General features: G+C 70.4%; 24 protein-coding genes and 1 tRNA gene. 17 read left to right on the plus strand and 8 right to left on the minus strand.

Annotated features, from left to right (window positions below):
• Positions 1-300 precede the first annotated feature (300 nt).
• From DEJ25_RS15795 to secA, 3 genes are all read left to right on the plus strand, one after another.
• Positions 301-963, plus strand: a complete 663-nt coding sequence (locus DEJ25_RS15795) for a phosphoribosyltransferase family protein (protein WP_111045281.1) — start codon at positions 301-303, stop codon at positions 961-963.
• A 174-nt stretch (positions 964-1137) separates the two neighbouring features.
• Positions 1138-1860, plus strand: a complete 723-nt coding sequence (gene hpf / locus DEJ25_RS15800) for a ribosome hibernation-promoting factor, HPF/YfiA family (RefSeq protein WP_258366535.1) — start codon at positions 1138-1140, stop codon at positions 1858-1860.
• Positions 1861-2010: 150 nt separating this feature from the next.
• A complete protein-coding gene (gene secA / locus DEJ25_RS15805) occupies positions 2011-4794 on the plus strand; it encodes a preprotein translocase subunit SecA (protein ID WP_111045282.1) in 2784 nt (927 codons plus the stop codon).
• Between the two features lie 102 nt (positions 4795-4896).
• Here secA and DEJ25_RS15810 read toward each other — a convergent pair whose 3' ends face one another.
• Positions 4897-5397, minus strand: a complete 501-nt coding sequence (locus DEJ25_RS15810; protein ID WP_146240711.1) for an Rv3235 family protein — start codon at positions 5395-5397, stop codon at positions 4897-4899.
• A gap of 120 nt (positions 5398-5517) precedes the next feature.
• Between DEJ25_RS15810 and DEJ25_RS15815 the strand changes: the two genes are divergently transcribed.
• Positions 5518-7023, plus strand: a complete 1506-nt coding sequence (locus DEJ25_RS15815; protein WP_111045284.1) for a sensor histidine kinase — start codon at positions 5518-5520, stop codon at positions 7021-7023.
• A 104-nt stretch (positions 7024-7127) separates the two neighbouring features.
• Here the strand turns inward: DEJ25_RS15815 and DEJ25_RS15820 are convergent, their stop codons facing one another.
• Entirely contained in the window at positions 7128-7376 is a 249-nt protein-coding gene (locus DEJ25_RS15820) for a WhiB family transcriptional regulator (RefSeq protein WP_022904217.1), read from the minus strand.
• Positions 7377-7641: 265 nt separating this feature from the next.
• Between DEJ25_RS15820 and DEJ25_RS15825 the strand changes: the two genes are divergently transcribed.
• Positions 7642-8061: a hypothetical protein gene (locus tag DEJ25_RS15825; protein ID WP_111045285.1), complete on the plus strand. Its 420-nt coding sequence runs from the start codon at positions 7642-7644 to the stop codon at positions 8059-8061.
• A 43-nt stretch (positions 8062-8104) separates the two neighbouring features.
• Here DEJ25_RS15825 and bcp read toward each other — a convergent pair whose 3' ends face one another.
• Positions 8105-8575, minus strand: a complete 471-nt coding sequence (bcp, locus tag DEJ25_RS15830) for a thioredoxin-dependent thiol peroxidase (RefSeq protein ID WP_111045286.1) — start codon at positions 8573-8575, stop codon at positions 8105-8107.
• Between the two features lie 112 nt (positions 8576-8687).
• Between bcp and DEJ25_RS15835 the strand changes: the two genes are divergently transcribed.
• Positions 8688-8763 (plus strand) — tRNA-Lys (locus tag DEJ25_RS15835).
• A 170-nt stretch (positions 8764-8933) separates the two neighbouring features.
• Here DEJ25_RS15835 and DEJ25_RS15840 read toward each other — a convergent pair.
• On the minus strand, positions 8934-9584 hold the full coding sequence (locus DEJ25_RS15840; protein WP_111045287.1) for a YigZ family protein: 651 nt from the start codon (positions 9582-9584) through the stop codon (positions 8934-8936).
• Positions 9585-9643: 59 nt separating this feature from the next.
• Between DEJ25_RS15840 and DEJ25_RS16480 the strand changes: the two genes are divergently transcribed.
• The 4 genes from DEJ25_RS16480 (at position 9644) to DEJ25_RS15855 (ending at position 11813) form a co-directional block, all read left to right on the plus strand.
• Entirely contained in the window at positions 9644-10084 is a 441-nt protein-coding gene (locus DEJ25_RS16480) for a hypothetical protein (protein WP_146240712.1), read from the plus strand.
• Positions 10081-10545 (plus strand): ImmA/IrrE family metallo-endopeptidase, encoded by a 465-nt coding sequence (locus DEJ25_RS16485; protein WP_146236813.1) that lies wholly within the window; start codon positions 10081-10083, stop codon positions 10543-10545. Before DEJ25_RS16480 ends, DEJ25_RS16485 begins: the two co-directional genes overlap by 4 nt.
• Entirely contained in the window at positions 10542-11468 is a 927-nt protein-coding gene (locus DEJ25_RS15850; RefSeq protein WP_110904702.1) for a hypothetical protein, read from the plus strand. Before DEJ25_RS16485 ends, DEJ25_RS15850 begins: the two co-directional genes overlap by 4 nt.
• A gap of 132 nt (positions 11469-11600) precedes the next feature.
• Positions 11601-11813: an SCO4848 family membrane protein gene (locus tag DEJ25_RS15855; protein ID WP_110904701.1), complete on the plus strand. Its 213-nt coding sequence runs from the start codon at positions 11601-11603 to the stop codon at positions 11811-11813.
• A 127-nt stretch (positions 11814-11940) separates the two neighbouring features.
• Here DEJ25_RS15855 and DEJ25_RS15860 read toward each other — a convergent pair whose 3' ends face one another.
• Positions 11941-12246, minus strand: a complete 306-nt coding sequence (locus tag DEJ25_RS15860) for a hypothetical protein (RefSeq protein WP_111045289.1) — start codon at positions 12244-12246, stop codon at positions 11941-11943.
• Positions 12247-12323: 77 nt separating this feature from the next.
• Positions 12324-13874 carry an amino acid permease gene (locus tag DEJ25_RS15865; RefSeq protein ID WP_111045290.1) on the minus strand — a complete coding sequence of 517 codons (1551 nt, stop codon included), beginning with the start codon at positions 13872-13874 and terminating at the stop codon, positions 12324-12326.
• 45 nt (positions 13875-13919) lie between these two features.
• Between DEJ25_RS15865 and DEJ25_RS15870 the strand changes: the two genes are divergently transcribed.
• Entirely contained in the window at positions 13920-15113 is a 1194-nt protein-coding gene (locus DEJ25_RS15870) for a mechanosensitive ion channel family protein (RefSeq protein WP_181427475.1), read from the plus strand.
• Positions 15114-15218: 105 nt separating this feature from the next.
• Here DEJ25_RS15870 and DEJ25_RS15875 read toward each other — a convergent pair whose 3' ends face one another.
• Entirely contained in the window at positions 15219-15410 is a 192-nt protein-coding gene (locus DEJ25_RS15875) for a hypothetical protein (protein ID WP_110904698.1), read from the minus strand.
• Between the two features lie 98 nt (positions 15411-15508).
• Between DEJ25_RS15875 and DEJ25_RS15880 the strand changes: the two genes are divergently transcribed.
• Positions 15509-16660 (plus strand): SLC13 family permease, encoded by a 1152-nt coding sequence (locus tag DEJ25_RS15880; protein ID WP_110904697.1) that lies wholly within the window; start codon positions 15509-15511, stop codon positions 16658-16660.
• A 47-nt stretch (positions 16661-16707) separates the two neighbouring features.
• Here the strand turns inward: DEJ25_RS15880 and DEJ25_RS15885 are convergent, their stop codons facing one another.
• The gene (locus DEJ25_RS15885; protein ID WP_110904696.1) at positions 16708-17679 is read right to left on the minus strand and encodes a magnesium transporter CorA family protein; all 972 of its coding nucleotides are present in this window, start codon (positions 17677-17679) and stop codon (positions 16708-16710) included.
• 160 nt (positions 17680-17839) lie between these two features.
• Here DEJ25_RS15885 and otsA point away from each other — a divergent pair, with 160 nt between their 5' ends.
• From otsA to ilvN, 5 genes are all read left to right on the plus strand, one after another.
• A complete protein-coding gene (gene otsA, locus DEJ25_RS15890; RefSeq protein ID WP_110904695.1) occupies positions 17840-19432 on the plus strand; it encodes an alpha,alpha-trehalose-phosphate synthase (UDP-forming) in 1593 nt (530 codons plus the stop codon).
• The gene (gene otsB / locus DEJ25_RS15895; protein WP_111045291.1) at positions 19425-20222 is read left to right on the plus strand and encodes a trehalose-phosphatase; all 798 of its coding nucleotides are present in this window, start codon (positions 19425-19427) and stop codon (positions 20220-20222) included. Before otsA ends, otsB begins: the two co-directional genes overlap by 8 nt.
• A 105-nt stretch (positions 20223-20327) precedes the next feature.
• The gene (ilvD, locus tag DEJ25_RS15900; protein WP_110904693.1) at positions 20328-22022 is read left to right on the plus strand and encodes a dihydroxy-acid dehydratase; all 1695 of its coding nucleotides are present in this window, start codon (positions 20328-20330) and stop codon (positions 22020-22022) included.
• A gap of 47 nt (positions 22023-22069) precedes the next feature.
• Positions 22070-23890 (plus strand): acetolactate synthase large subunit, encoded by a 1821-nt coding sequence (locus tag DEJ25_RS15905; protein ID WP_111045292.1) that lies wholly within the window; start codon positions 22070-22072, stop codon positions 23888-23890.
• Positions 23887-24387 (plus strand): acetolactate synthase small subunit, encoded by a 501-nt coding sequence (gene ilvN, locus DEJ25_RS15910; RefSeq protein WP_110904691.1) that lies wholly within the window; start codon positions 23887-23889, stop codon positions 24385-24387. The genes DEJ25_RS15905 and ilvN overlap by 4 nt, the downstream gene beginning before the upstream one ends.
• The last annotated feature ends 23 nt before the right edge of the window (positions 24388-24410 follow it).

The following is a 24410-nucleotide window of genomic DNA, read 5'->3' on the forward strand; positions in this document are numbered from 1 at the left end:
CCCCCGACGGTCCCCACCCGGGACCATCGGGTCATGCCAACGCCCCAGACCCAGTCGGTCGTCCTCCCGTCCGCGGTCCCGCTCCCCGACCCCACACCTGCCCCGACTCCACGTGCCGCGACTCCACGTGCCGCGACTCCGCGTGCCGCGACTCCGCGTGCCGCGACTCCGCGTGCCGCGACTCCGCGTGCTGCAACTCCACGTGCCGCGACTCCACGTGCCGCGACTCCGCGTGCTGCAACTCCAGCGGGCGGCCGGGGTCGTCCCTGGTCCGACGCCGCTGCCGCCGTCCTCGCGCTCGTGCTGCCCGTCGCCTGCGTCGGCTGCGGCGCCCCGGACCGTGCGCTGTGCCGCGCCTGCCGGTGCGCCCTCGACGCCCTGCCCGGTCGCACCCGGCTCGTGGCCGGCGTCCGGCTCGACGCCGCCCACGAGTACGACGGCCTCGTCCGGACCCTGGTGCTCGAGTGGAAGCTGCGCGGGCGCGTGGACATCGTCAGCGGGCTCACCCGGCGCACCGCGGACCTCGTCCGGGCGGCGCTCGCAGCGGCCCCGGTCGGCGCACTGGTGCTCCGCGTCCCGCCGTCGTCGCGGGGACACCGGCGGCGCGGGTTCGACCCGGTCGTGACGGTCCTCCGTCGAGCAGGCGTCCGACGTGCACGGGCCCTGCGGCGGGTCCCGGTACCGCAGGCCGGCCCCGGTTCCGACTCCGGCCCCGCTCCGGACGCCGGCCTCGGCCCGGCGCGCGCCGGGACGGACGGTCGCGGGCAGAAGGAGCGCACCGCCGTCGAGCGGGTCGCGGCCACCGTCGGGTCCCTCGTCGCCGACGGTGTGGCTGACCACGACGTCGTGCTCGTGGACGACGTCGTCACCACCGGGGTCACGATGGCCGAGGCGGTCCGCGCCGTCCGCGCTGCCGGTGGTCGGGTCGTCCGGTGCGTGGCCGTCGCCACCGTGGAGGTCTGAACCGTGCGCGGCGGGCGAGGCCGGGCGGACATGGACATCGGCTGGGCATCAGGTGGAGGTCTCCGGCACGCGGGCCAGCTCGGGCACGGGCGGAGCCAGCAGGGTCTAGCCTCGCGGCAAGGCGTTGGTGTTCGCCGGACGGAGGCGAACCGCCGAGTGTGGATGGGAGCCGCCATGGACGTGACGATCACGGGCCGCAACGTCGGGGTCACCGACCGATTCCGGGCCTACGTGGAGCAGAAGTCCGAGAAGATCGACGTGCTCGCCGACCGGGCCCTCGCGTTCGAGGTGCGGGTGAGCCGGCACCACGAGAAGAGCAGTGGAGCGCAGGGCGAGGACCGCGTCGAACTGACCCTCATCGGACCCGGGCCGCTCGTCCGGGCCGAATCGGCCGCGTCGGACAAGTACGCGGCCTTCGACCTGGCGTTCGCGCGCATCGCCGAGCGCCTGCGCCGAGCACGCGACCGCAAGAAGGTGCACCGCGGCCGTCACCGTCCGACCTCCGTGGCCGAGGCCTCGGGCGCTGCGTTCGAGGGCATGGGTGTGGAGCCCGCCGACGGCAAGCTCATCGAGGAGGTCGCCACCGGTGCCGTCCCCGTGGTCGACGCCGACCAGGGAGTCGGCCGTGAAGAAGAGGACGCCGCGTACTCGCCGGTCGTCATCCGGCAGAAGGTCTTCGAAGCCGCACCGATGACGGTCGACGACGCGCTGTACCACATGGAGCTCGTCGGACACGACTTCTACCTGTTCGTCGACTCCGAGACCCACCGGCCGAGCGTCGTGTACCGCCGGAAGGGCTGGGACTACGGCGTCATCGGCATCGACGAGAACCCGGGCGCCGACGCCCGGGGGAGCGAGCACGTCCTCGTCGAGGAGTCCGCGCCCGCGACCGCGTAGTCGCCGCGACGCACCACCTCCGAGTGCGCACGGTCCCGTCCGGGGTCGTGCGCACTCGTGCTGCTCCCAGCGCCGGACCCCGGCGGGTTGCTAGCATGACTGGCTGATCGGGCGCGTCGACCGCGCACGACGACTTCGTAAGGAGCTCACGTGGCAAACGTGCTGGAGAAGGTCCTCCGCATCGGTGAAGGGCGGACCCTCCGTCGGCTGAAGGCGTACGCCTCGGCGATCAACGACCTCGAGGACGACTTCGCGAGCCTCACCGACGAGGAACTCCACGAGGAGACGACGGAGCTCCGCGAGCGGTACGCCAACGGCGAGACGCTCGACGACCTCCTGCCGGAGGCGTTCGCCGCCGTCCGCGAGGCATCGAAGCGAACCCTCGGCATGCGGCACTTCGACGTGCAGCTCATGGGCGGCGCGGCCCTGCACCTCGGCAACATCGCCGAGATGAAGACCGGTGAGGGCAAGACCCTCGTCGCGACGACCGCCGCCTACCTGAACGCGATCCCGTCGCGCGGTGTGCACGTGATCACGGTCAACGACTTCCTCGCGTCGTACCAGTCCGAGCTCATGGGTCGTGTGTTCCGCGCCCTCGGCATGACGACCGGCTGCATCATCGCCGGGCAGTCCCCGATCGAGCGTCGCGAGCAGTACGCCGCGGACATCACGTACGGCACGAACAACGAGTTCGGCTTCGACTACCTCCGCGACAACATGGCGTGGCAGGCGTCGGACATGGTCCAGCGCGGCCACTTCTTCGCCGTGGTGGACGAGGTCGACTCGATCCTCATCGACGAGGCCCGCACGCCGCTCATCATCTCCGGCCCGTCCTCGGGTGAGGCGAACCGGTGGTTCACCGAGTTCGCGTCCATCGCCACCCGCCTCACCCCGGGCGAGGACTACGAGGTCGACGAGAAGAAGCGCACCGTCGGTGTCCTCGAACCCGGCATCGAGAAGGTCGAGGACTACCTCGGCATCGACAACCTCTACGAGTCCGCGAACACCCCGCTGATCTCGTTCCTCAACAACTCGATCAAGGCCGCGGCTCTGTTCAAGCGCGACAAGGACTACGTCGTGATGAACGGCGAGGTGCTCATCGTCGACGAGCACACCGGCCGCATCCTGATGGGACGTCGCTACAACGAGGGCATCCACCAGGCGATCGAGGCGAAGGAGGGCGTCGAGGTCAAGGCCGAGAACCAGACCCTCGCCACCATCACGCTGCAGAACTACTTCCGTCTGTACCAGAAGCTCTCGGGCATGACCGGTACCGCGGAGACCGAAGCGGCCGAGTTCATGTCGACCTACAAGCTCGGCGTGGTCCCGATCCCGACGAACCGGCCGATGCAGCGCATCGACCAGACCGACCTCGTCTACAAGAACGAGCAGGCCAAGTTCGAGCAGGTCGCGAACGACATCGAAGAGCGCCACCACAAGGGCCAGCCGGTCCTCGTCGGCACCACGAGCGTCGAGAAGTCCGAGTACCTGTCGAAGTTGCTCGCCAAGAAGGGCGTCAAGCACGAGGTCCTCAACGCGAAGAACCACGCCCGGGAAGCGGCGATCGTCGCCCAGGCCGGTCGTGCCGGCGCCGTGACGGTCGCCACGAACATGGCCGGCCGTGGTACCGACATCATGCTCGGCGGCAACGCGGAGTTCCTGGCCGTGCAGGAGATGCACGCCAAGGGCCTGTCCCCGACCGAGACCCCGGACGAGTACGAAGCCGAGTGGGACACTGTCTTCACCGCGATGAAGGCCTCGGTCGAGCAGGAGAGCGAGAAGGTCCGCGATGCCGGCGGGCTCTACGTCCTCGGCACCGAGCGTCACGAGTCCCGCCGGATCGACAACCAGCTGCGTGGTCGTTCCGGTCGTCAGGGTGACCCGGGCGAGAGCCGGTTCTACCTGTCGCTCACTGACGACCTCATGCGCCTGTTCAACTCTGGTGCTGCCGAGAGCTTGATGGGCCGCGGCAACGTCCCGGACGACCTGGCCATCGAGAACAAGCTGGTCGGTCGCGCGATCCGTTCCGCCCAGTCGCAGGTCGAGGGCCGCAACGCCGAGATCCGCAAGAACGTCCTGAAGTACGACGACGTCCTGAACCGGCAGCGTGAAGCGATCTACAGCGACCGTCGGCACATCCTCGAGGGTGACGACCTGCACGAGCGCGCGCAGTCGTTCCTCAAGAGCGTCATCGACGACGTCATCGACACCCACACCGGAGAGGGCTCCCCGGACGACTGGGACCTCGACGCCATGTGGACCGAGCTCGGCACGCTGTTCCCGATCTCGATCACCATCGACGAGGTCATCACCGAGGCCGGCTCGAAGGGCAAGGCCACGCGGGAGTTCCTGGCCCGCGAGATCCTCTCCGATGCGCAGCTCGCGTACAAGAACCGCGAAGAGGCCCTCGGGGACGAGGCGATGCGTGAACTCGAGCGTCGTGTCGTCCTCTCGGTGATCGACCGCCGTTGGCGCGACCACCTCTACGAGATGGACTACCTCAAGGACGGCATCGGCCTCCGCGCGATGGCGCAGCGCGACCCGCTGGTCGAGTACCAGCGCGAGGGCTACGCCCTCTTCCAGACGATGATGGGGCAGATCCGCGAAGAGTCGGTCGGCTTCCTCTTCAACCTCGAGGTCCAGGTGCAATCGGACGGCGAGAGCGCGGTCATCGAGGCCAAGGGCCTCGGCGAGGAAGGCGAGAACGCCGGACTCGAGTACTCCGCACCGTCGATCGACGGCGAGGTCGAGGTCCGCGACGAGGCCGGGCGCCTCGAGCAGGCGGCGACCGCTCGGGCGCAGCGCGCGCAGGCCGAGCAGGAGGAAGCCGCTGGACCGGAGAAGGGCTCGGCCTTCGGCTCGGCGGCGACCGCCTCCGGTCAGGCGGACGCGAGCAACCGCGCCGAGCGTCGGGCGGCAGCCAAGAAGGGCTGACGCTCCGCGTCGTCGTGACGGGAGGCCCGGTACCAGCTGGTACCGGGCCTCCCGTCCGTCGCCGTCGTCCGCCGTCGCGCAGTCGGTCGCCGAGGACGGTCGTCAGAGCACGCCGATCGCGGTGGCCCGCCACCGCCCCCTGCGTTCCTCGAGCCGGATGGCGACCGCGCGGGCGTGACTGCGGGTGTGCACGACGACGGCGGCCTCGGCGACACCGTCCCGCGGCACGCTGACGACGACGCTGCCGACGCGGATCACCGGACGGTGCCGACGGCGGCGTGCTGCCGAGCGAGCCCGAGCAGCGACCGCAGCGCGGTGCTGGAGATGTCGTTGGACCTCCTCGGTGATCCACCGCGAGATCGTCTCGACCTCGCGCGCCCCGGTCAGGATCTCCGCCACGCAGAGCGCGAGCGATCGTGCCGTCTCCCCGGGGTCGGGCAGTCCCGGTGGTATCGCCCGCGGTGGCCCGTTCTCGTGCCGTCCACGGTGTCGCTCGTGCTCGGCGCGGTCGCCGTGCCGGCGTCCCAGCGCCCCGTCTGCGCCGTGCCCGTCCGGCTCGTCCTCGATCCGTCGTGCGTTCTCCGCCACCCCGGCCCCTTTCATCAGGCCGAGCGTATGGTTCGTGGAACATCACATACGGCCGACAGCCGTGGTCTGTGGAGAGCGCGTCCTTCTCCACAGCGGCGAGCCGAGGGTGCTCGGGGCCGCACCTAGACTTGTCGGGTGTCGACCCTCAGTGACCTCGTCCTCGCGCAAGGCCGTTCCTCCGAAGCCGACGTCGAGTGGCTGCACCTGCTCGTCGGCGACTGGCAGCTGCTCGCCGACCTGTCCTTCGCGGACATGGTGCTGTGGGTGCCGACCAAGGACGACTCGACCTTCGTGGCCGTGGCGCACGCCCGCCCGTCCTCGGCGGCGACGCTGTTCTACCGCGACATCGTCGGTCAGGAGATCCGCGAAGAGTGGCGCGATCAGGTGACGCAGAGCTTCACGGGGAGTCGTGTGGTCGACTCCGCCGAGCCCGACTGGTACGAGGACACCCCGACCCGTGTCCGCGCGATCCCGGTGCTCCGGCGCCTGACGGCGAAGAGCGCGCAGACCACCGACCGCCCGATCGCGGTCGTCACGCGGCACTCGAACCAGGACGAGTCCCGGACGCCGAGCCGCCAGGAGCTCAACTTCACTGCGAGCGCGAACGACCTGTTCGGCATGATCGCCACCGGCGACTTCCCCGACCTCGGTGCCCCGGCCGGTCCGCGCCGTGGTGCGCCGCGAGCGAGTGACGGCCTGCTCCGCCTGGACACCGACGGCGTCGTGACGTTCGCCAGCCCGAACGGCCTGAGCGCGTTCAACCGGATGGGCTTCGACGGCGAACTCGAGCGCAAGTCCCTGGCCGAGGTCACGACCGAGCTCCTCGGCGCGCAGCTCGACGTCGACGAGTCCCTGCCCCTCGTCGTCACCGGCCGGGCCCCGTGGCGGGCCGACATCGAGGCGAAGGGCGTGACCGTGACGCTCCGCTCGATCCCGCTCCGCGACCACGGTGAGCGGATCGGGGCCGTCGTGCTCTGCCGAGACGTGACCGAGATGCGCCACCAGGAGCGTGAACTCATCACGAAGGACGCGACGATCCGGGAGATCCACCACCGCGTCAAGAACAACCTGCAGACCGTCGCGTCGTTGCTCCGCATCCAGGCGCGGCGCACCCACTCCGACGAGGCGCGGACGTCGCTGCAGAACGCGATGCGCCGCGTCGCCGCGATCGCCGTCGTGCACGACACCCTGTCGACCGGACTCAGCCAGACCGTCGACTTCGACGAGGTGTTCGACTCCGTCCTCAAGCTCGTCACCGAGGTCGCCGCCTCACACAACACGACCGTGCACCCGAAGAAGACGGGGGAGTTCGGCGTCCTCCCGTCCGAGGCGGCCACCCCGCTCGCGCTCGGGCTGACCGAACTCGTCACGAACGCGGTCGAGCACGGGCTCGACGGCCGCGACGGCGAGGTCGAGATCGTCGCGAACCGCTCGGACGACCACCTCGAGATCCAGGTGCGCGACAACGGCGTGGGCCTGCCCGAGGGCAAGGTCGGCTCGGGGCTCGGCACCCAGATCGTCCGCACACTCATCCAGGGCGAGCTCGGCGGCACGATCGACTGGCACACGCTGACCGGCAGCGGCACCGAGGTCACCATCTCGATCCCGTTCCGCTGGCTCACCGCGGGCACCGCCGCCTGATCCCGACGAACGCCGGTGTCCGGCTGACGCGGCACCGCACACGACGACGCCCGCCGGCCCCGAGGGGCACGGCGGGCGTCGAACGGTCTGTCGGTCCTGCTGCGTCAGGAGGCTCGGCGGGCGCGGGCGGCGCGGCGCTTGAGCGCGCGACGCTCGTCCTCGCTGAGGCCACCCCAGACACCGGAGTCCTGGTTGTTCTCGAGTGCGTACTGCAGGCACATCTCGGTCACGGTGCAGCGGGCACAGACCGACTTGGCCTTCTCGATCTGGTCGACGGCTGGGCCGGTGTTCCCGACGGGGAAGAAGAGCTCGGGGTCCGCGGTGAGGCAGGCTGCCTGGTCACGCCAATCCATGTGGTGGTGCTCCTTGCGTTAGATGCTCGAACGGCAGGCCGGGGCCGTGACTCGGGGGATCGGGACTCTGCACATGCTCATGTGACGTACGGGAGGCTTCCTGTGGGGAGGAGCCCGCTCGGGGAGAGTTCGACGCCCGCAGAACGCTCGGGGGAGGAGCGTCGAACCACGGGAGACGCACACCACATCGTGCCGTCCAAACGACCTCGAACATCGTTCCATACTGGTATGGCCAAATCAAGGGTTTCACTGCTGGAGGATCGCTGTGCCTGACACCATCCCCGACGACCAGGTCGTCCCCCGGGGGCAGCCCGCTGCGCTCCGCGTCCTCATCGTCGTCGTCGGGCTCGAGTTCCTGGCGATGGCAGCCGTGACCGTCTTCCTGCTCGTCGAGCTCCTCACGACGCCCGCGACGAGCATCGCGTCGGCGGTCGCGCTCCTCGTGCTCGCGGTCCTCGCGACCGCGTGGCTCGGTGCCATGCTCGTCGGACTGCGGAGCGGACGGGCCTGGGTCCGGAGCGGGATCATCGTGTGGCAGGTCCTGCAGGGTGCACTCGCCATCGGTGCGTTCCAGGGCGTGTTCCGCGTGCCGGCGGTGGGGTGGGCGCTGCTCATCCCGGCGTTGCTCGCGATCACCCTGGTGCTGTCGAAGTCCGTGACCGCGGTCCTCGCACGGCGCGACTGAGGGCAGAACCCCGGCGCCGCCCGAGGACCGGGGTCGGACGCGGTCAGACCAGCCCGAGCTTCTTCCGCAGGCTCGCGACGTGGCCGGTCGCCTTCACGTTGTAGAGCGGCAGCTGGACCGAGCCGTCCTCGTCGACGACGATCGTCGAACGGATGGTGCCGGTGACGATCTTCCCGTAGTTGTTCTTCTCGCCCCAGGCCCCGTAGGCCCGGTGGACGGCGAGGTCCGGGTCGCTGAGCAGCGGGAAGCTCAGCGCCTGCTCGTGGTGGAAGCGCTGCAGGGCGGGCAGCTCGTCCTTCGAGACGCCGAGGACCTCGTACCCTGCGGCCTGCAGGGACGACATGTTGTCCCGGAAGTCACAGGCCTCGGTCGTGCAACCCGGGGTGGAGGCGGCCGGGTAGAAGTAGACGATGACCTTGCGTCCGCGCAGGTCGGCGAGGGCGTGCTCGGTGCCGTCCTGGTCGGGGAGGGTGAAGTCGGGGGCGGTGTCGCCGGCGGCGAGACGGTCGCTCAAGTGGGGCTCCTGTTCGTTCGGCGCCCCGAGTGGTCAAGGGCACGCACAAGTCATGCTATTGTTGATTCCCGTCGCGGGGCGCACGCCGAAGCGGCAGGACAACTCCACACACGCACCTCTAGCTCAATTGGCAGAGCAACTGACTCTTAATCAGTGGGTTCTCGGTTCAAGTCCGAGGGGGTGCACCACACGAAGACCCCGACCGATCCGGTCGGGGTCTTCTGCGTTCGCGCACGATCCTCCCTGCGCTGACGGCCCGCGCAGCGACACGCCCGACCGCCGGATCGGGCCGACCTCGAGCCCGACCTCGATCCCGACTCCGACCCCGACCTGGCCGTGGCATGACCGTCACCCGACCTCAGACCGGCGGCAGGTCGACGACCCGTTCCTCGCCGACGACCGGCACGAGCGCGCCGGCGGACACGCTCGCGAGTTCGGTCTCGAGCGCCGGGATCCCGTCCGCGGGCACCCACACCTCGAACACCGCCCGCTCGCCGTACACGGTGTCGCCCGAGGTGGCGTCGTGGTGCTGCACCCAGGCTCGCAGCGCGTTGTCGACGCGCCCGGCATCGGCGTGCGGGACCTCGACGTGCACCCGGGTCCGCGCCGCCCGTCGGACCACCGTCGCCCGGTCGAGGGCCTCGGACACCGAGGTCGAGTAGGCGCGGACGAGTCCGCCGGTGCCGAGCTTCACCCCGCCGAACCAGCGGCTGACGACCACGACGACGTCCGTCAGGTCCCGGCGGCGGAGGACCTCGAGCATCGGCACCCCGGCCGTGCCGGACGGTTCGCCGTCGTCGGAGGAGCGTGCCTGGTCACCGAGGACGCCCGTGACCATCGCGGTGCAGTGGTGCCTCGCGTCCCATGACCGTCGCCGGACCTCGGCGATCACAGCCTCGGCCGCTGCCGGGTCCGGAGCCGGGTGTGCCGTCGTGACGAACCGGGAGCGGGAGACGACGAACTCGTGCTCGACCGGGCCGGCGATGCTCGAGGGGTACCGGCGCGACACCCTTCCGAGGGTAGTCGAGCAGTAGAGTGGCGCAGCACGGGGAGCGGAGGGGGACGACGATGACGGGATCGGTGCCGAAGGGCGGCGTGCTCGACGCGGGCGAACTCGCACGTCGACTCAACCTGCTGCTCGACTTCGAGGAGTCGCAGCGCGGTGCACCCGTCCCCTTCGCCGAGATCGAGCAGTACGTCGGCGCGCACGGCGGATCACTCTCGCGGGCGAAGTGGACGTACATGGTGTCGGGCGACGGCCGGCGCAACAGCGACACCCAGCTGCTCCGCGTCCTCGCGGGCTTCTTCGAGGTGGACGACGCCTTCCTGCTCGAGGACAGCGACCTGCCGGAGCGCATCGGCGCCCAGCTCGCGCTCGTCCGGTCGATCCGGTCGGCGCGTGTCAGCGGCTTCGCGGCGCGGACCTTCCCGGGCGAGCTCTCCCCGGAGGCACTCCGGCGGATCGCCGAGGTCATCGAGCAGGAGTCGAGTCGCGGCGGTGCGGCGTGAGCGACCCCGGCGTCCTCGAGCGCTTCTGGCAGGTGGGTGCCGCGGCGGGCTGGACCGGCATCGAGGACGCCGTAACCGCCGCCGAGCAGATCGTCGGCAAGCCGATCAGGGTCCGCGAAGAGGCGTTCCTGGCGGATGAACCCGTCTGCGGTTTCGTGGCGACGCTGGAGCACCAGCACCTCGTGATGATCTCGCCGACGCCGTCCCCGACCTTCCGGGCGTTCGTGATCGGGCACGAGCTCGGGCACGTCCTGCACGGGCACCAGGAGTCCGCACCGCAGGCTGCAGCGATCCGGGCACTGATCCCGGACCTCCCGCAGTACAAGGTCGAACGGGCACTCGCCCGCGGCCTGTTCGAGAACGAGTACGAACGCCAGGCGGAGCTCTTCGCGGACCGCCTCGCGCAGCTCATCCGCGGCCACCGCGAGCGTCCCAGTGCGTTCCGCGGGGTCTTCGGGTGATCCTCGCGGTCGTCCAGGCGGTCCTGCTCGTCGTCGGGTCGGTCGTGCTGGCCGTCCTGCAGCGTGGCCAGGACCGCACGCTGACGATGACGTTCCTCTTGTTCTCCGCGACGATCGTCGCGGGCGTCGGACCGCTGTACCGCGCGGTGGACCCGTTGCTCGGCGGACGCAACGTCCTGACGCTCGTCTGCGACGTCCTGATGGTCCTGGGCACGAGCACCCTGCTCTGGGGTGTGGCGAAGGCCGTCGGGGCGGCACGGACCTGGATGCGGAACGTCGTCGTCGTCTCGTGCTCGCTCGTCCTCGTCCTCATCGTCCTGGCCTTCAGCACGCTCGACCCGGTGCCGACGACGACGACCTTCATGCTCGCGGTCGGTGCTCACCCGACGGCTGCCGTGTACTCGATCGCGCAGACCACCTACCTGGGTCTGGCGCTCGGTGCGACGGGCCTCATCTGCGTCCTGCGCGTCCGGGAGGCGCGGACCGGCCTGGACCGCGTCGGGCTGTGGGTGCTCGTCGCCGGCGGGGTGTTCGGTGCCGTCCGCATGGTCGTGGTCGCCGTGATGGACCTGGCGCACGTCGCCGGGCGTCTCGGCGTCACGTCCGCCCTGAGCCTGCCCTACGACGTCCTGACGCCCGGCGCCGTCCTGCTCGTCGCCTCCGGCATGCTGCTGCTCGTCGTCGGGCACCGCGTCTGGCAGACCCGTCGCAGTGCGGCGCTGGTCCGGGCGCTCCGTCGCCTCGCACCGGTCCACGCTCGGCTGGGGACCGACAACGAGTACCCGGACTCCGACGACCCGGCCACCCGGTTGAGTCGTCTGATCGTCGAGGTGAACGACGGCGCCCGACGGAGTCGGACGCCCCTGGACGCCGCGGACCGCGCGGCCCTGGCCGAAGCCGAAGCGGTGCTCGCGACCGCCTGACGCGGACGCGCCGAGACCCCCGCCGGGGCCGTCCAGCCCTCGTGTACGCTCTGTAGCACGTGCTACACCTCGAGTGTCGCGGGTCTCGGCCGGTCGTGGGGGGCGGCCGAGGCCCGGGCGTAGGATCGTCGGGTGCTCGTCTTCGCCGCAGTGGTCCTGTTCGTCGGTGCCGTCTTCAACGTGATCGCCTGGCCGCGCTTCTTCCAGCGGGTCGCGAAGGACACCCGAGCCCGTGACACCGCCGGCCGTCCGACCACGTTCTGGCGCGTGCACTTCGTGCTGATGACCATCGGGCTGGCCATCGCCGCCGCATCGGTCGTCGCCGCGGTGCTCCTGCTCGTCTGACGACACCGCGACGCGGGGTGACGGCCTCGCTGCCCGTGACGGCCTGGCTGCCCGTGACGGCCTGGAGGCTCGTGACGGGCTGGCCCCGCGCCTCCCGTCAGTGCCGCCCCACGACGACGCTGCCGCGCTACGACGCCGACGGCATCGGCGCGCCGAGCGCCGAGCGGAGCGCCATGTCCGCGAGTGACTCGTCCGCGGGGGAGAGCAGCACCCGCCAGATGTCCGCCAGCGTGACGAACTCCACGCACACGGCGTCGAAGTCGCACTCCTCGATGCGCCAGCCGACGACGGCTTCCATCGGCACGGGCAGCAGGGTGTCCTGTTCGAAGCTGGTCTCGGCCGTCACGCGGTCGCGGAACACGCGGACCCGGCAGAGCGCACCACGCCAGGTGTGCTGCAGGTCGAGCGTCGGGAGAACAGGAGAGTCCGGCACCCGCTGATCGTACCTGCGGGTGCCGGACTCGTGTCGACCCTCGCGGGGCCGTGTGCTTCCTGGTGTGGGACGGACGGTCAGGCGCCGCTGTCGGTGCCGTCGCCGCCGTCACGACGACGGACCTGTGCTGCCGGGTCGCGACCGTTCACCGGGTACGGCCCGGTGACGCCCTGTCGCAGCGAGGCGATGCGCAGGATGCGGTCACGCTGCAGGAACCAGCCGACGACGAGCAGCGGGATGACGATCACGAGGGACGCGATCGTGTACGTCCCGACCGGGTAGTCGATCGCCATGAGCACGACCACCGAGGCGAGGAACGCCAGGGTCAGCCAGCTCGTCACCGGTGCGCCGGGCAGTCGGAACGTCGGTTCCTTCGCGAGCCCCTGCTTGGCCCACTGCCGCAGCTTCATCTGGCAGAGGATGATCGTGCCCCACGCCGTGATGATGCCGAGGCTCGCGATGTTCAGGGCGATCTCGAACGCCTGCCCGGGGACGAAGTAGTTGAGCACGACTCCGGCGACGGTGAACGCGGCGGTCAGCAGGATGCCGGCGTACGGCACCCCGCCCTTCGACATCTTCGTGGTCCACTTCGGTGCCGACCCGTTCATGCCCATCGAGTGCAGCGCGCGGCCGGTCGAGTACAGCCCGGCGTTCAGCGAGGACAGCGCCGCGGTGAGCACGACGAAGTTCATGATCGACCCGACGACGACGCCGACCTGCGGGTTCCCGATCGACGAGAAGAACGTCACGAACGGGCTCTCGCCCTCCTTGTACGCGGTGTACGGCAGCAGGATGGACAGCAGCACGATCGAGCCGACGTAGAACACCGCGATGCGGAAGACGACGGAGTTGATGGCGCGGGGGATGACCTTCTCGGTGTCCTGGGTCTCACCGGACGCGGTGCCGACGAGCTCGATGGCGGCGTAGGCGAACACGACGCCCTGGATCACCAGGACGGCGGGCAGGACCCCGTTCGGCAGGATCCCGCCGTTGTCGCCCCAGATCGAGAAGCCGGTGCGGACGGCTTCGCCGCCGGCCTCGACGGGGAACGCGAAGACGAGCCAGATGATCGCGACCACCAGGAACGCGACGAGGGCGGCGACCTTGATGAGTGCGAACCAGAACTCGAGCTCGCCGAAGACCTTCACCGCGACCATGTTGGCGGCGAGGACGACGAGCAGTGCGATGAGGGCGAGCAACCACTGCGGGGCCGCCGTGAACGCCGACCAGTACTTCAGGTAGACCGCGACCGCGGTGGTGTCGACGATCGAGGTCATCGCCCAGTTGAGGAAGTACATCCAGCCGGCGGCGTACGCGAACTTCTCGCCGTAGAACTCGCGCGCGTACGAGATGAACGAGCCGGAGGACGGCCGGTGCAGCACGAGTTCACCGAGCGCCCGCAGGATGAAGAAGGCGAAGACGCCGGCGATCAGGTAGGTGATCGCCAGTGCCGGGCCCGCGGTGTGCAGTCGGCCTCCGGCGCCGAGGAAGAGCCCCGTGCCGATGGCGCCGCCGATGGCGATCATCTGCAGCTGGCGGGGCTTCAACCCGTGCTGGTAGCCCTCTTGCTCGTGCGAGAAGTCGTTCGCGGGAGCGCGGTCAACGCCCGTTTCGTTCTTCGCTGTCATGGCGAGAACGCTACCGGTGCACGTCTGCTGGGCCACCATGGAGGGATGGACATCCTCCTCCGACTCCTCGTCGCGATCGGGTTCGCCCTGCTCGTCACGGCAGCAGCCGCACTCGTCCTGCACCTGGTCTTCCGTGCACTCGCCCGGCGGGAACGCTGGGCGGCGGCGCTCTCGCGACGGACGAAACACCCGACCCGCGCCACCCTGCTCGTCGCCCTGCTCTGGACGGGGTTCACCACGAGCGTGCCGGACGACCTCCGCCGCTTCCCCTGGCGGGACGACGTCTCGCACGTGTTCCTCATCGCGATGATCGGCGTCGGCTGCTGGCTGGCGTGCGAGCTCGCGATCTTCCTCGAGAGCCTCGGGTTGCACCGCTACCGCGTCGACGTCCCGGACAACCGGGTGGCACGCCGGGTCCGCACGCAGGTCCTCATCATCCGGCGGCTCACCGTCGCCGTCCTCGTCATCATCGCCGTCGGCGCGATCCTGCTGACCTTCCCCGGGGTCGAGGCCGCCGGCGCCAGCGTCCTCGCGAGCGCCGGTCTCCTCTCGGTGATCGCCGGTCTCGCCGCCCAGTCCATGCTCGGCAACGTGTTCGCGGGCATGCAGCTCGCGTTCTCCGGGTCGATCCGGGTGGACGACGTCGTCGTGGTCGAGGGGCAGTGGGGCCGCATCGAGGAGATCACCCTCACCTACGTCGTCGTGCACCTGTGGGACGACCGCCGGTTCGTCCTGCCGTCGACGTACTTCACCAGCACCCCGTTCGAGAACTGGACGCGGACCAGCAGCGAACTGCTCGGCGCGGTCGAGTTCGACCTGGACTGGCGGGTCAGCCCCTCCGAGATGCGCCTGGAACTCGACCGGATCCTCGCCACGAGCACGATCTGGGACGGCCGCACCAAGGTGCTCCAGGTCACGGACGCCGTGGGCGGCTTCGTCCGGGTCCGCATCCTCGTGACCGCGCCGGACGCGGGCGGTCTGTTCGACCTGCGCTGCTACGTCCGGGAGGAGATGGTCGAGTGGATGCAGCGGCAGCACCCGGAGGCGCTCCCGCTGCAGCGCATGCAGCTCACCGAGACGACCACCACACCGAGGGCCCGGCGCGGGCCGCGGAGCGAGAACGACTCGCAGCTGTTCGGCGAGGGCGACGAGCGCTCCGCCCTCTTCACCGGCCCGATCCGGACCTCGGGCATCCGCCCCGACGAGGTCCCGCCGGACAGCGAGGACCAGCACCGGTAGGCGCCGCGGCCGCGGAGCCGCCACCACGACGGACGGGAGGCCCGGTACCAGCTGGTACCGGGCCTCCCGTCCGTCGTGGTGGTCGCGTCGCGACCGCCGGCACGACTAGCGCTGCTTGGACTTCACCGCGCGGTCGTCCTCGACGACCGTGCCCACGGCCACGATCGTCGTCGCGAGCCAGGCCACCCAGGTGAGGGCGAGCCGCCAGTCGCGCGGACCGCGCCTGGACGTCTGCAGCACGCTGTAGCCGCTGATGAGCGAGCCCCACACCGCACCACTGAACATGAACTTCCGCACGGGTTCCTCCTGTCGTCGTCCTGGCCACGTTACCGGGCGCTACATTGGAGCGCCGCCGGGCGCACAGGGACTCCGGCTCACCACCGAGGAGTCACATCGTGCGCCAAGCAGTCATCGGAGCCGTCCTGCTCGCCGTCGGCGCGGTGTGCGTCGCCCTCGGCCTGCTCCCGGTGCCGGAACTCGGCGCCCTCGCCGCCCGCGTCCTGCCCGTCCTCGGGTTCGTCCTGGGCCTGACCGTCGTCTCCGAACTCGCCGCGGACGCCGGGGTGTTCGACCGCCTGGCCGACGTCGCCGCCCGGATCGGTGGCGGTCGGACCATCGGACTGTGGGGCGCCGTCGTCGTGCTCGCCGTGGTCTGCACCGTCTTCCTGTCGATCGACACCACCGCGGTGCTGCTCACCCCGATCGTCATCACGCTCGCCCGCCGGGTGGGTCTGCCGCCGATGCCGTTCGCCCTGACCACGGTCTGGCTGGCGAACACCGCGTCCCTGCTGCTGCCGGTGTCGAACCTCACCAACCTGCTCGCCGTCGACCGGATCGGGCTGGACGGTCCGTTGCCGTTCGCCGGCCTGATGGTCTGGGCGGCGCTCGCCGGGGTCGTGGTGCCCTGCGCGGTGCTGCTCGTGGTGTTCCGCCGCTCGCTGTCCGGCCGGTACACGTCGGTCGGCCTGCGGAAGGCCGCCGACCCGGTGTTCTTCTGGGCGGCCTCCGCGGTGCTCGTCGCCCTCGTCGTCGCCCTGACCGCGGGGGTCGAGGTCTGGGTGGCCGCCGTCGTCGCCGCCGTCCTGCTCGTCGTCGTCGCGGCCTTCCGGGCGCCGCCCGGACTCAGGCCCTCCCGGGTGCCGTGGTCGACGCTCGTCTTCGCCGCCGGGCTCTTCGTCGTCGTCGAGACCCTGCACGCGACCGGCGTCTCCGACCCCGTCGTGCACGCCCTGGCCGGCGGCACGGGCAGCGGCTCCCTGCTGCTCCTCGGCGGCGCGGGCGCGGTCGCGGCGAACGCGATCGACAACCTGCCCGCGTACCTCGTGCTCGAGCCGGCGGCAGGGCACGAGGCCCTGCGGTACGCGGCCCTGCTCGTCGGCGTGAACGCGGGCTGCCTCGTCACACCGTGGGCCTCGCTCGCGACGCTGCTCTGGCACGCGCGGCTCACCGCCGAGGGCATCCACCTGTCGTGGGGGCGCTACCTCGCGCTCGGGTGCGTGGTGGCACCGCTCACGGTCGTGGCGGGTGTGTTCGCGCTGGCGATCTGAGCGCGGTGGCCCGTCCACGGTTGTGCGCGCGGGTGCGGCGTCCCGCGTCAGAGCCAGTCGCGGTGCTTGAACGACCGGTAGAGCAGCAGTGACGACGCGACGGTGAGCGCGATCGAGGCCCACAGCCCGCTCCACTCGCCCTCGCCGGGGAACTGCACGTTCTGCCCGAAGAAGCTCGTGATGCCGGTCGGGATCGCGATGATCGCCGCCCAGCTCGTCACCTTCTTCATCACCGTGTTCTGCCGGTTGGACGCCAGGTTGAGGTTCGTGTCGAGGACGCTCGAGACCGCGTCCCGCTGCTGATCGACGGAGTCGGCGATCGACACCAGGTGGTCCTCGACGTCCCGGAAGTACGGACGGACGCCGTCGATGATCGTCTCGGCGTCCCCGTGCAGCAGCGAGCCGACACTGTCCCGTGTCGGGACGACGAGTCGGCGGAGCACCCCGAGTGCCTTGCGCAGACGGAACGACCGGCGCTGGATCTGCTGCTCGCGCGGGTCGCCGTTCTCGAAGAGGTCGTCCTCGAGCGCGTCGATGTCCCGCTCGATCGTCTCGAGGACGCTCGTGGCGTGGTCGACCACGGTGTCGAGCAGACCCCACAGCAGCCACGGGACGCCGTGGTCGGCGAGGTCGCTGTTCGCGTCCCACCGGCGCTGCACCGCGGCGGTGTCGAAGTCGGGGCCGTGGATGGTGACGAGGGCGTGGTGCGTGACGAACGCCTTCACCTCGTGGGTGACGAGCTCGCCGTCCTTCCCCGGAGCATGTGCGTCGTAGACCACCAGGAACAGGCCGTCCCGGTACCGGTCGAGCTTCGGGCGCTGCCCACTCTCCACGGCGTCCTCCACCGCGAGGGCGTGGATGCCGAGTTCCTCCTGGACCTGTTCGAGATCCGACGCCTGCGGGTCCGTGAAGTCCACCCAGACGAAGGCGCCGTCGCGGGCGACGAGGTCCGAGACCTGCTCGACCGGGAAGTCCCGCTCCGCCGACGAACCGTCCTGCCAGCAACGCGTGCTCACCATGGCGCTGAGCCTAGTGTCGCTGCGCTGCGTGGCGGACGCGCCCCCGGGCCTCCCGGCCGAGCGCGGGTGAACGTCCCCTCAGCCGGGCCACCCGTGCGCTGGTAGTTTCGGTGCCGACGCCCCGGCAGGCCGCCGGGCAGGAACGGAGCACCCGCCACCCATGCCCGCAGACCGCACCGACACCACGCGCTACGCCTTCGTCGTCGCCTCCAACCGCCTCCCCGTGGACCGCGTCGTCGAAGACGACGGCACCGAGGGTTGGCGGCACTCGCCGGGCGGTCTCGTCACCGCACTCGAGCCGGTGATGCGCGCGAACGACGGCGCCTGGGTCGGCTGGGTCGGGCAGCCGGACGTCACGGTCGAGCCGTTCGACAACGAGGGCATCCACATCGTGCCGGTGCCGCTCAGCGCGGACGACGTGCAGGAGTACTACGAGGGCTTCAGCAACGACACGCTGTGGCCGCTCTACCATGACGTGATCGAGCACCCGAGCTACCACCGCGACTGGTGGAACGCGTACAAGCGCGTGAACCAGCGCTTCGCGGAGCAGATCGCCGAGATCACCGAGCAGGACGGCATCGTCTGGGTGCAGGACTACCAGCTGCAACTCGTGCCGGCGTTGCTCCGTGCACTCCGCCCGGACCTGACCATCGGCTTCTTCAACCACATCCCGTTCCCGCCGGTCGGCATCTACGCGCAGCTGCCGTGGCGTGCCCAGATCCTGGACGGCCTGCTCGGAGCCGACGTGATCGGGTTCCAGCGGCAGGACGACGCCAGCGACTTCCTCCGCGCGGTGCGGCACATCAAGGGCTACACGACGAAGGGGTCGACGGTGGACGTCCCCGTCGACGACCCGAAGGCACCGCGCAGCCGCAAGGGCATCACGGTCCGGCACGTCGAGGCCCGGCACTTCCCGATCTCGATCGACGCCGAGAGCTTCGAGGAGATCGCCCGACGACCGGAGGTGCAGCAGCGCGCGAAGGAGATCCGCGACGGACTCGGCAACCCGAAGACCGTCCTGCTCGGCGTGGACCGACTCGACTACACCAAGGGCATCCGACACCGCATCAAGGCGTTCGGCGAACTGGTCGAGGACGGGCGCCTCGCCGTCGAGGACGCCGCGCTCATCCAGGTCGCGAGCCCGAGCCGCGAGCGCGTCGACACCTACCGGATGCTCCGCGACGAGATCGAGCTGAGCGTCGGTCGGATCAACGGCGACCTCGGCGTCATCGGTCACCAGCCGATCTCCTACCTGCACCACGGCTACCCGCGCGAGGAGATGGTCGCGCTGTACCTGGCCGCCGACATCATGCTCGTCACGGCGCTGCGCGACGGCATGAACCTGGTCGCGAAGGAGTACGTCGCGTCCCGCCACGACAACGACGGCGTCCTGATCCTGTCCGAGTTCGCCGGTGCCGCCGACGAGCTCAAGCAGGCCGTGATCGTCAACCCGCACGACATCGGGGCGCTGAAGGACTCGATCCAGCGAGCGATCGAGATGCCCCGCCGTGAGCGCTCGACCCGGATGCGTGCTCTCCGCAAGCGCGTGAAGGACAACGACGTGGCCCGGTGGTCGCGCTCGTTCCTCGAGGCGCTCGACCGGCACGCTCCGAAGGGCGCTCAGATCGACCCGGAGTCGGTCGAACAGGGCGAGCCGCACCGCGAGGCCCAGACCGACGGGACGTCGATCTTCGACCAGGACGCGCAGAAGGCCCGCGCCGCCGAGGACACCCGGGAGGACCGTGATGCGTGACGAGCCCACGAGCACTGACCAGACCACGGACGGCGGTCTCGAGCAGGCCCTCGGGACGCTCGCGGCTGCGCCGCGACTGCTCGTGGCACTCGACTTCGACGGCACGCTCGCACCGTTCGCCGACGACCCGGCCGACGTCGGTGCCCTGCCCGGCAGCTGGGCCGCCGTGCTCACCCTGCAGCGGGCACGGGACACCGAGGTCGTGCTCGTCTCCGGACGGCCGCTCGGCAGCCTCGCGGCGGTGACCCACGCCCCGGACGGCATGGCGCTCGTCGGCTCGCACGGCGTCGAGTGGCGGGTCGACGGCCACGACGAGGACGCCCTCACTGCGGACGAGTCCGCCCGGGTGGCCCGCATCGGTGCGGCGCTCGACGAGGTCGGCGCACGGCACCCGGGCGTCGTCATCGAGCACAAGCCGGCCGGTCACGGCGTGCACACACGACGGGTGAGCGCGGACGAGGCCGCTGTGGCGAACGCGGACGCCAGCCGCGCGGCCCACGACGCGGACCCCGACGTCCTGGAGCGCGGTGGCAAGGACATCGTCGAGTTCGCGGTCCGGCACGTCACCAAGGGCGACGCGATCGAGCGCCTGCGGGAGCTCCGTGGCGCGGACGCGGTCTTCTTCGCCGGCGACGACGTGACCGACGAGGACGGCTTCCGCGCGCTCCACGACGGGGACGTCGGCGTGAAGGTGGGGGAGGGCGACACGCTCGCCGGACACCGCGTCGCCGACCCTGCTGGACTGACCGACGTCCTGAAGCAGCTGGCACGCCTCCGGGCCACGCGCTGAACCGGGGCCGGGAGCGCACGCACCAGAGCCGCCCGGCCAGGGGCAACACCATGCGCACGCATGGTGTTGCGCCATTGGTATCCCAAACGGTCCTAGACTCTGGACATGCCTGACATCGACGTGAAGCCGCGTAGCCGGGTCGTCACCGACGGGATCGAAGCAACCACTTCGCGTGGCATGCTGCGGGCCGTCGGGATGGGCGACGAGGACTGGGAGAAGCCGCAGATCGGCATCGCCTCGTCGTGGAACGAGATCACCCCCTGCAACCTGTCCCTCGACCGCCTCGCGCAGGGCGCCAAGGAAGGCGTCCACGGCGGCGGCGGGTACCCGCTGCAGTTCGGCACCATCTCGGTGTCCGACGGCATCTCGATGGGCCACGAGGGCATGCACTTCTCGCTCGTCTCGCGTGAGGTCATCGCGGACAGCGTCGAGACCGTCGTGAGCGCCGAGCGCCTCGACGGCACCGTGCTGCTCGCCGGCTGCGACAAGTCGCTGCCCGGCATGCTGATGGCCGCCGCGCGCCTGGACCTGTCGAGCGTGTTCCTCTACGCGGGTTCGGTCATGCCGGGCTACGTCAAGCAGGCCGACGGCACGATGAAGGAAGTCACGATCATCGACTCCTTCGAAGGCGTCGGCGCATGCAAGGCCGGCACCATGAGCGAGGAAGAGCTCAAGAAGATCGAGTGTGCGATCGTCCCGGGCGAGGGCGCCTGCGGCGGGATGTACACCGCCAACACGATGGCGAGCCTGGCCGAGGCGCTCGGCATGTCGCTGCCGGGCTCCGCTGCGCCGCCGAGCGCCGACCGCCGCCGCGACTACTACGCGCACCGCTCCGGTGAAGCCGTCGTCAACCTGCTCCGCAAGGGCATCACCGCCCGCGACATCCTGACGCGCGAGGCGTTCGAGAACGCCATCACCGTGCTCATGGCCCTCGGCGGGTCGACGAACGCGGTGCTGCACCTGCTCGCGATCGCGCACGAGGCCGAGGTCGAGCTCACCCTCGACGACTTCAACCGGATCGGTGCCGCGGTGCCGCACCTGGCCGACATGAAACCGTTCGGCAAGTACGTCATGGTGGACGTCGACCGGAACGGCGGCATCCCCGTGATCATGAAGGCGCTGCTCGACGCGGGCCTGCTGCACGGCGACTGCATGACGGTGACCGGCAAGACCGTCGCCGAGAACCTCGCCGAGATCGACCCGCCGGAGCTCGACGGCGAGGTCTTCCGGAAGATCGACAACCCCATCCACGCCACCGGCGGCCTGACGATCCTGCAGGGCTCGTTCGCGCCGGAGGGCGCAGTCGTGAAGACCGCCGGGTTCGACGCCGACGTGTTCGAGGGGCCGGCGCGGGTGTTCGACCGCGAGCGCGCCGCCATGGACGCCCTCACCGAGGGGACGATCCAGAAGGGCGACGTGGTGGTCATCCGCTACGAGGGCCCGAAGGGCGGACCGGGCATGCGCGAGATGCTCGCCATCACCGCGGCCATCAAGGGCGCGGGGCTGGGCAAGGATGTACTACTCTTGACGGACGGTCGATTCTCAGGCGGCACAACCGGCCTCTGCATCGGCCACATCGCACCGGAAGCCGTGGACGCAGGTCCAGTGGCGTTCGTGCGCGATGGCGACCGCATCCGTGTCGACATCCCCGCTCGCTCGCTCGACCTACTGGTCGACCCGGGCGAGTTGGAAGCCCGCCGTGACGGCTGGGCTCCGTTGCCCCCGCGCTACACCCGCGGAGTCCTCGCGAAGTACGCCAAGCTCGTCCAGTCCGCTGCCACCGGCGCGGTCACGGGCTGACGTCGACACCCCGCAAAATCGCCATCCCTCCAGGCAAGGAACCGTTCATGCCCACGGAAGCCACACCGCTGTCCGCTGCCGGAGCACGTCGTTCGCCGGAGGTCCTGACCGGCTCGGGAGCCGTCCTGCGGACGCTCGAGCACCTCGGGATCACCGACGTCTTCGGCCTCCCCGGCGGCGCGATCATCCCGTTCTACGACGAGCTCATGGCGTCGACGACGATCCGTCACATCCTGGTCCGGCACGAGCAGGGCGCCGGTCACGCCGCCGAGGGCTACGCGTCCTCGTCCGGCAAGGTCGGCGTCGCCATCGCCACCTCCGGCCCCGGCGCGACGAACCTCGTCACCGCCATCGCCGACGCCTACATGGACTCGGTGCCGTTCATCGCCATCACCGGCCAGGTGTTCTCGACGCTGATGGGCACCGACGCCTTCCAGGAGGCCGACATCGTCGGCATCACGATGCCGATCACGAAGCATTCGTTCCTGGTCACCAAGCCCGAGGACGTCCCCGCGACGCTCGCGGCGGCGCACCTGATCGCGACGACGGGCCGGCCCGGCCCGGTGCTCGTCGACATCACCAAGGACGCCCAGCAGAAGTCGGCGCCGTACATCTGGCCACCGAAGCTCGACCTCCCCGGGTACCGCCCGGTCACGAAGGCGCACGGCAAGCAGATCACCGCCGCGGCCCAGCTGCTCGCCGAGTCGAACCGCCCCGTGCTCTACGTCGGTGGCGGCGTGATCCGGTCCGGCGCGTCCGCGGAGCTCCTGGCGTTCGCCGAGGCCACCGGCGCCCCGGTCGTGACGACGCTGATGGCTCGAGGCGCCTTCCCCGACTCGCACGCGCAGCACCTCGGCATGCCGGGCATGCACGGCACGGTGCCGGCGGTGCTCGGGCTGCAGGAGAGCGACCTGATCATCGCGCTCGGCGCCCGCTTCGACGACCGTGTCACGGGCAAGGTCGACGACTTCGCTCCGCACGCCAAGGTCGTGCACGTGGACATCGACCCGGCCGAGATCTCGAAGATCCGGTACGCCGACGTCCCGATCGTCGGTGACGCGAAAGAGGTCCTCGTCGACCTCGTGGCGGCGTGGGCCGACGTGCCGGTCGACCAACGAGCCTCCACCGCGGACTGGTGGGCGCACCTCAACCAGCTGCTCGAGGACTTCCCGCTCGGCTACACCGAGCCGACCGACGGACTGCTCGCACCGCAGGCGATCATCAAGCGCATCGGTGAGATGACCGGGCCCGAGGGTGTCTTCGCCTCCGGTGTCGGTCAGCACCAGATGTGGTCCGCGCAGTTCATCCAGTACGAGCGCCCGAACGCATGGCTGAACTCCGGCGGCGCTGGCACGATGGGCTACTCGGTCCCGGCGGCCATGGGTGCCAAGGTCGCCCAGCCCGACCGGGTGGTGTGGGCGATCGACGGCGACGGCTGCTTCCAGATGACGAACCAGGAACTCGCGACCTGCGTCATCAACGACATCCCGATCAAGGTCGCGATCATCAACAACTCCTCGCTCGGCATGGTGCGGCAGTGGCAGACGCTGTTCTACGACGGGCGCCACTCGTTCACGGACCTGCAGACCGGCCACGGCACCCGTCGGATCCCGGACTTCGTGAAGCTCGCGGACGCGTACGGGGCGCTCGGGATCCGGGTCGAGAAGGCCGAGGACGTCGACGCGGCCATCCAGCTCGCGCTCGACACCAACGACCGCCCGGTGGTCATCGACTTCGTGGTCAGCCGCGACTCGATGGTCTGGCCGATGGTCCCGCAGGGGATCGGCAACTCGTCCATCCAGTACGCCCGCGACCTCGCCCCGACGTGGGACGACGAGGACGCTGACATGACGGGGGAGCCCGCATGAGCCACGTCCTGTCCCTCCTCGTCGAGGACAAGCCGGGTCTGCTGACCCGCGTCGCCGGCCTGTTCGCCCGGCGCGGTTTCAACATCGAGTCCCTCGCCGTCGGCAACACCGAGGTGGACGGCCTCAGCCGCATCACCGTCGTGGTGGACGTCGAGGACCTCCCGCTCGAGCAGGTGACGAAGCAGCTCAACAAGCTCGTCAACGTCATCAAGATCGTGGAGCTCGACTTCCCCCAGTCGGTGCAGCGCGAACACATGCTCGTCAAGGTGCGGGTCGACAACCAGACCCGGTCCGCGGTGCTCGACGCCGTGACGCTCTTCCGGGCGCAGGTCGTCGACGTCGCCACCGACTCGCTCGTCGTCGAGGTGACCGGTGACCCCGGCAAGATCCAGGCGATCCTGCGCGTCCTCGAGCCCTACGGCATCAAGGAGCTGGCCCGCGCCGGACTCCTCGGCATGGGCCGCGGACCGAAGAGCATCACCGACCGGGTGCGCTGAGCACCGGTCGCCCCAGACACCCC

The organism is Curtobacterium sp. MCPF17_011 (assembly GCF_003234145.1).
Classification (GTDB): domain Bacteria; phylum Actinomycetota; class Actinomycetes; order Actinomycetales; family Microbacteriaceae; genus Curtobacterium.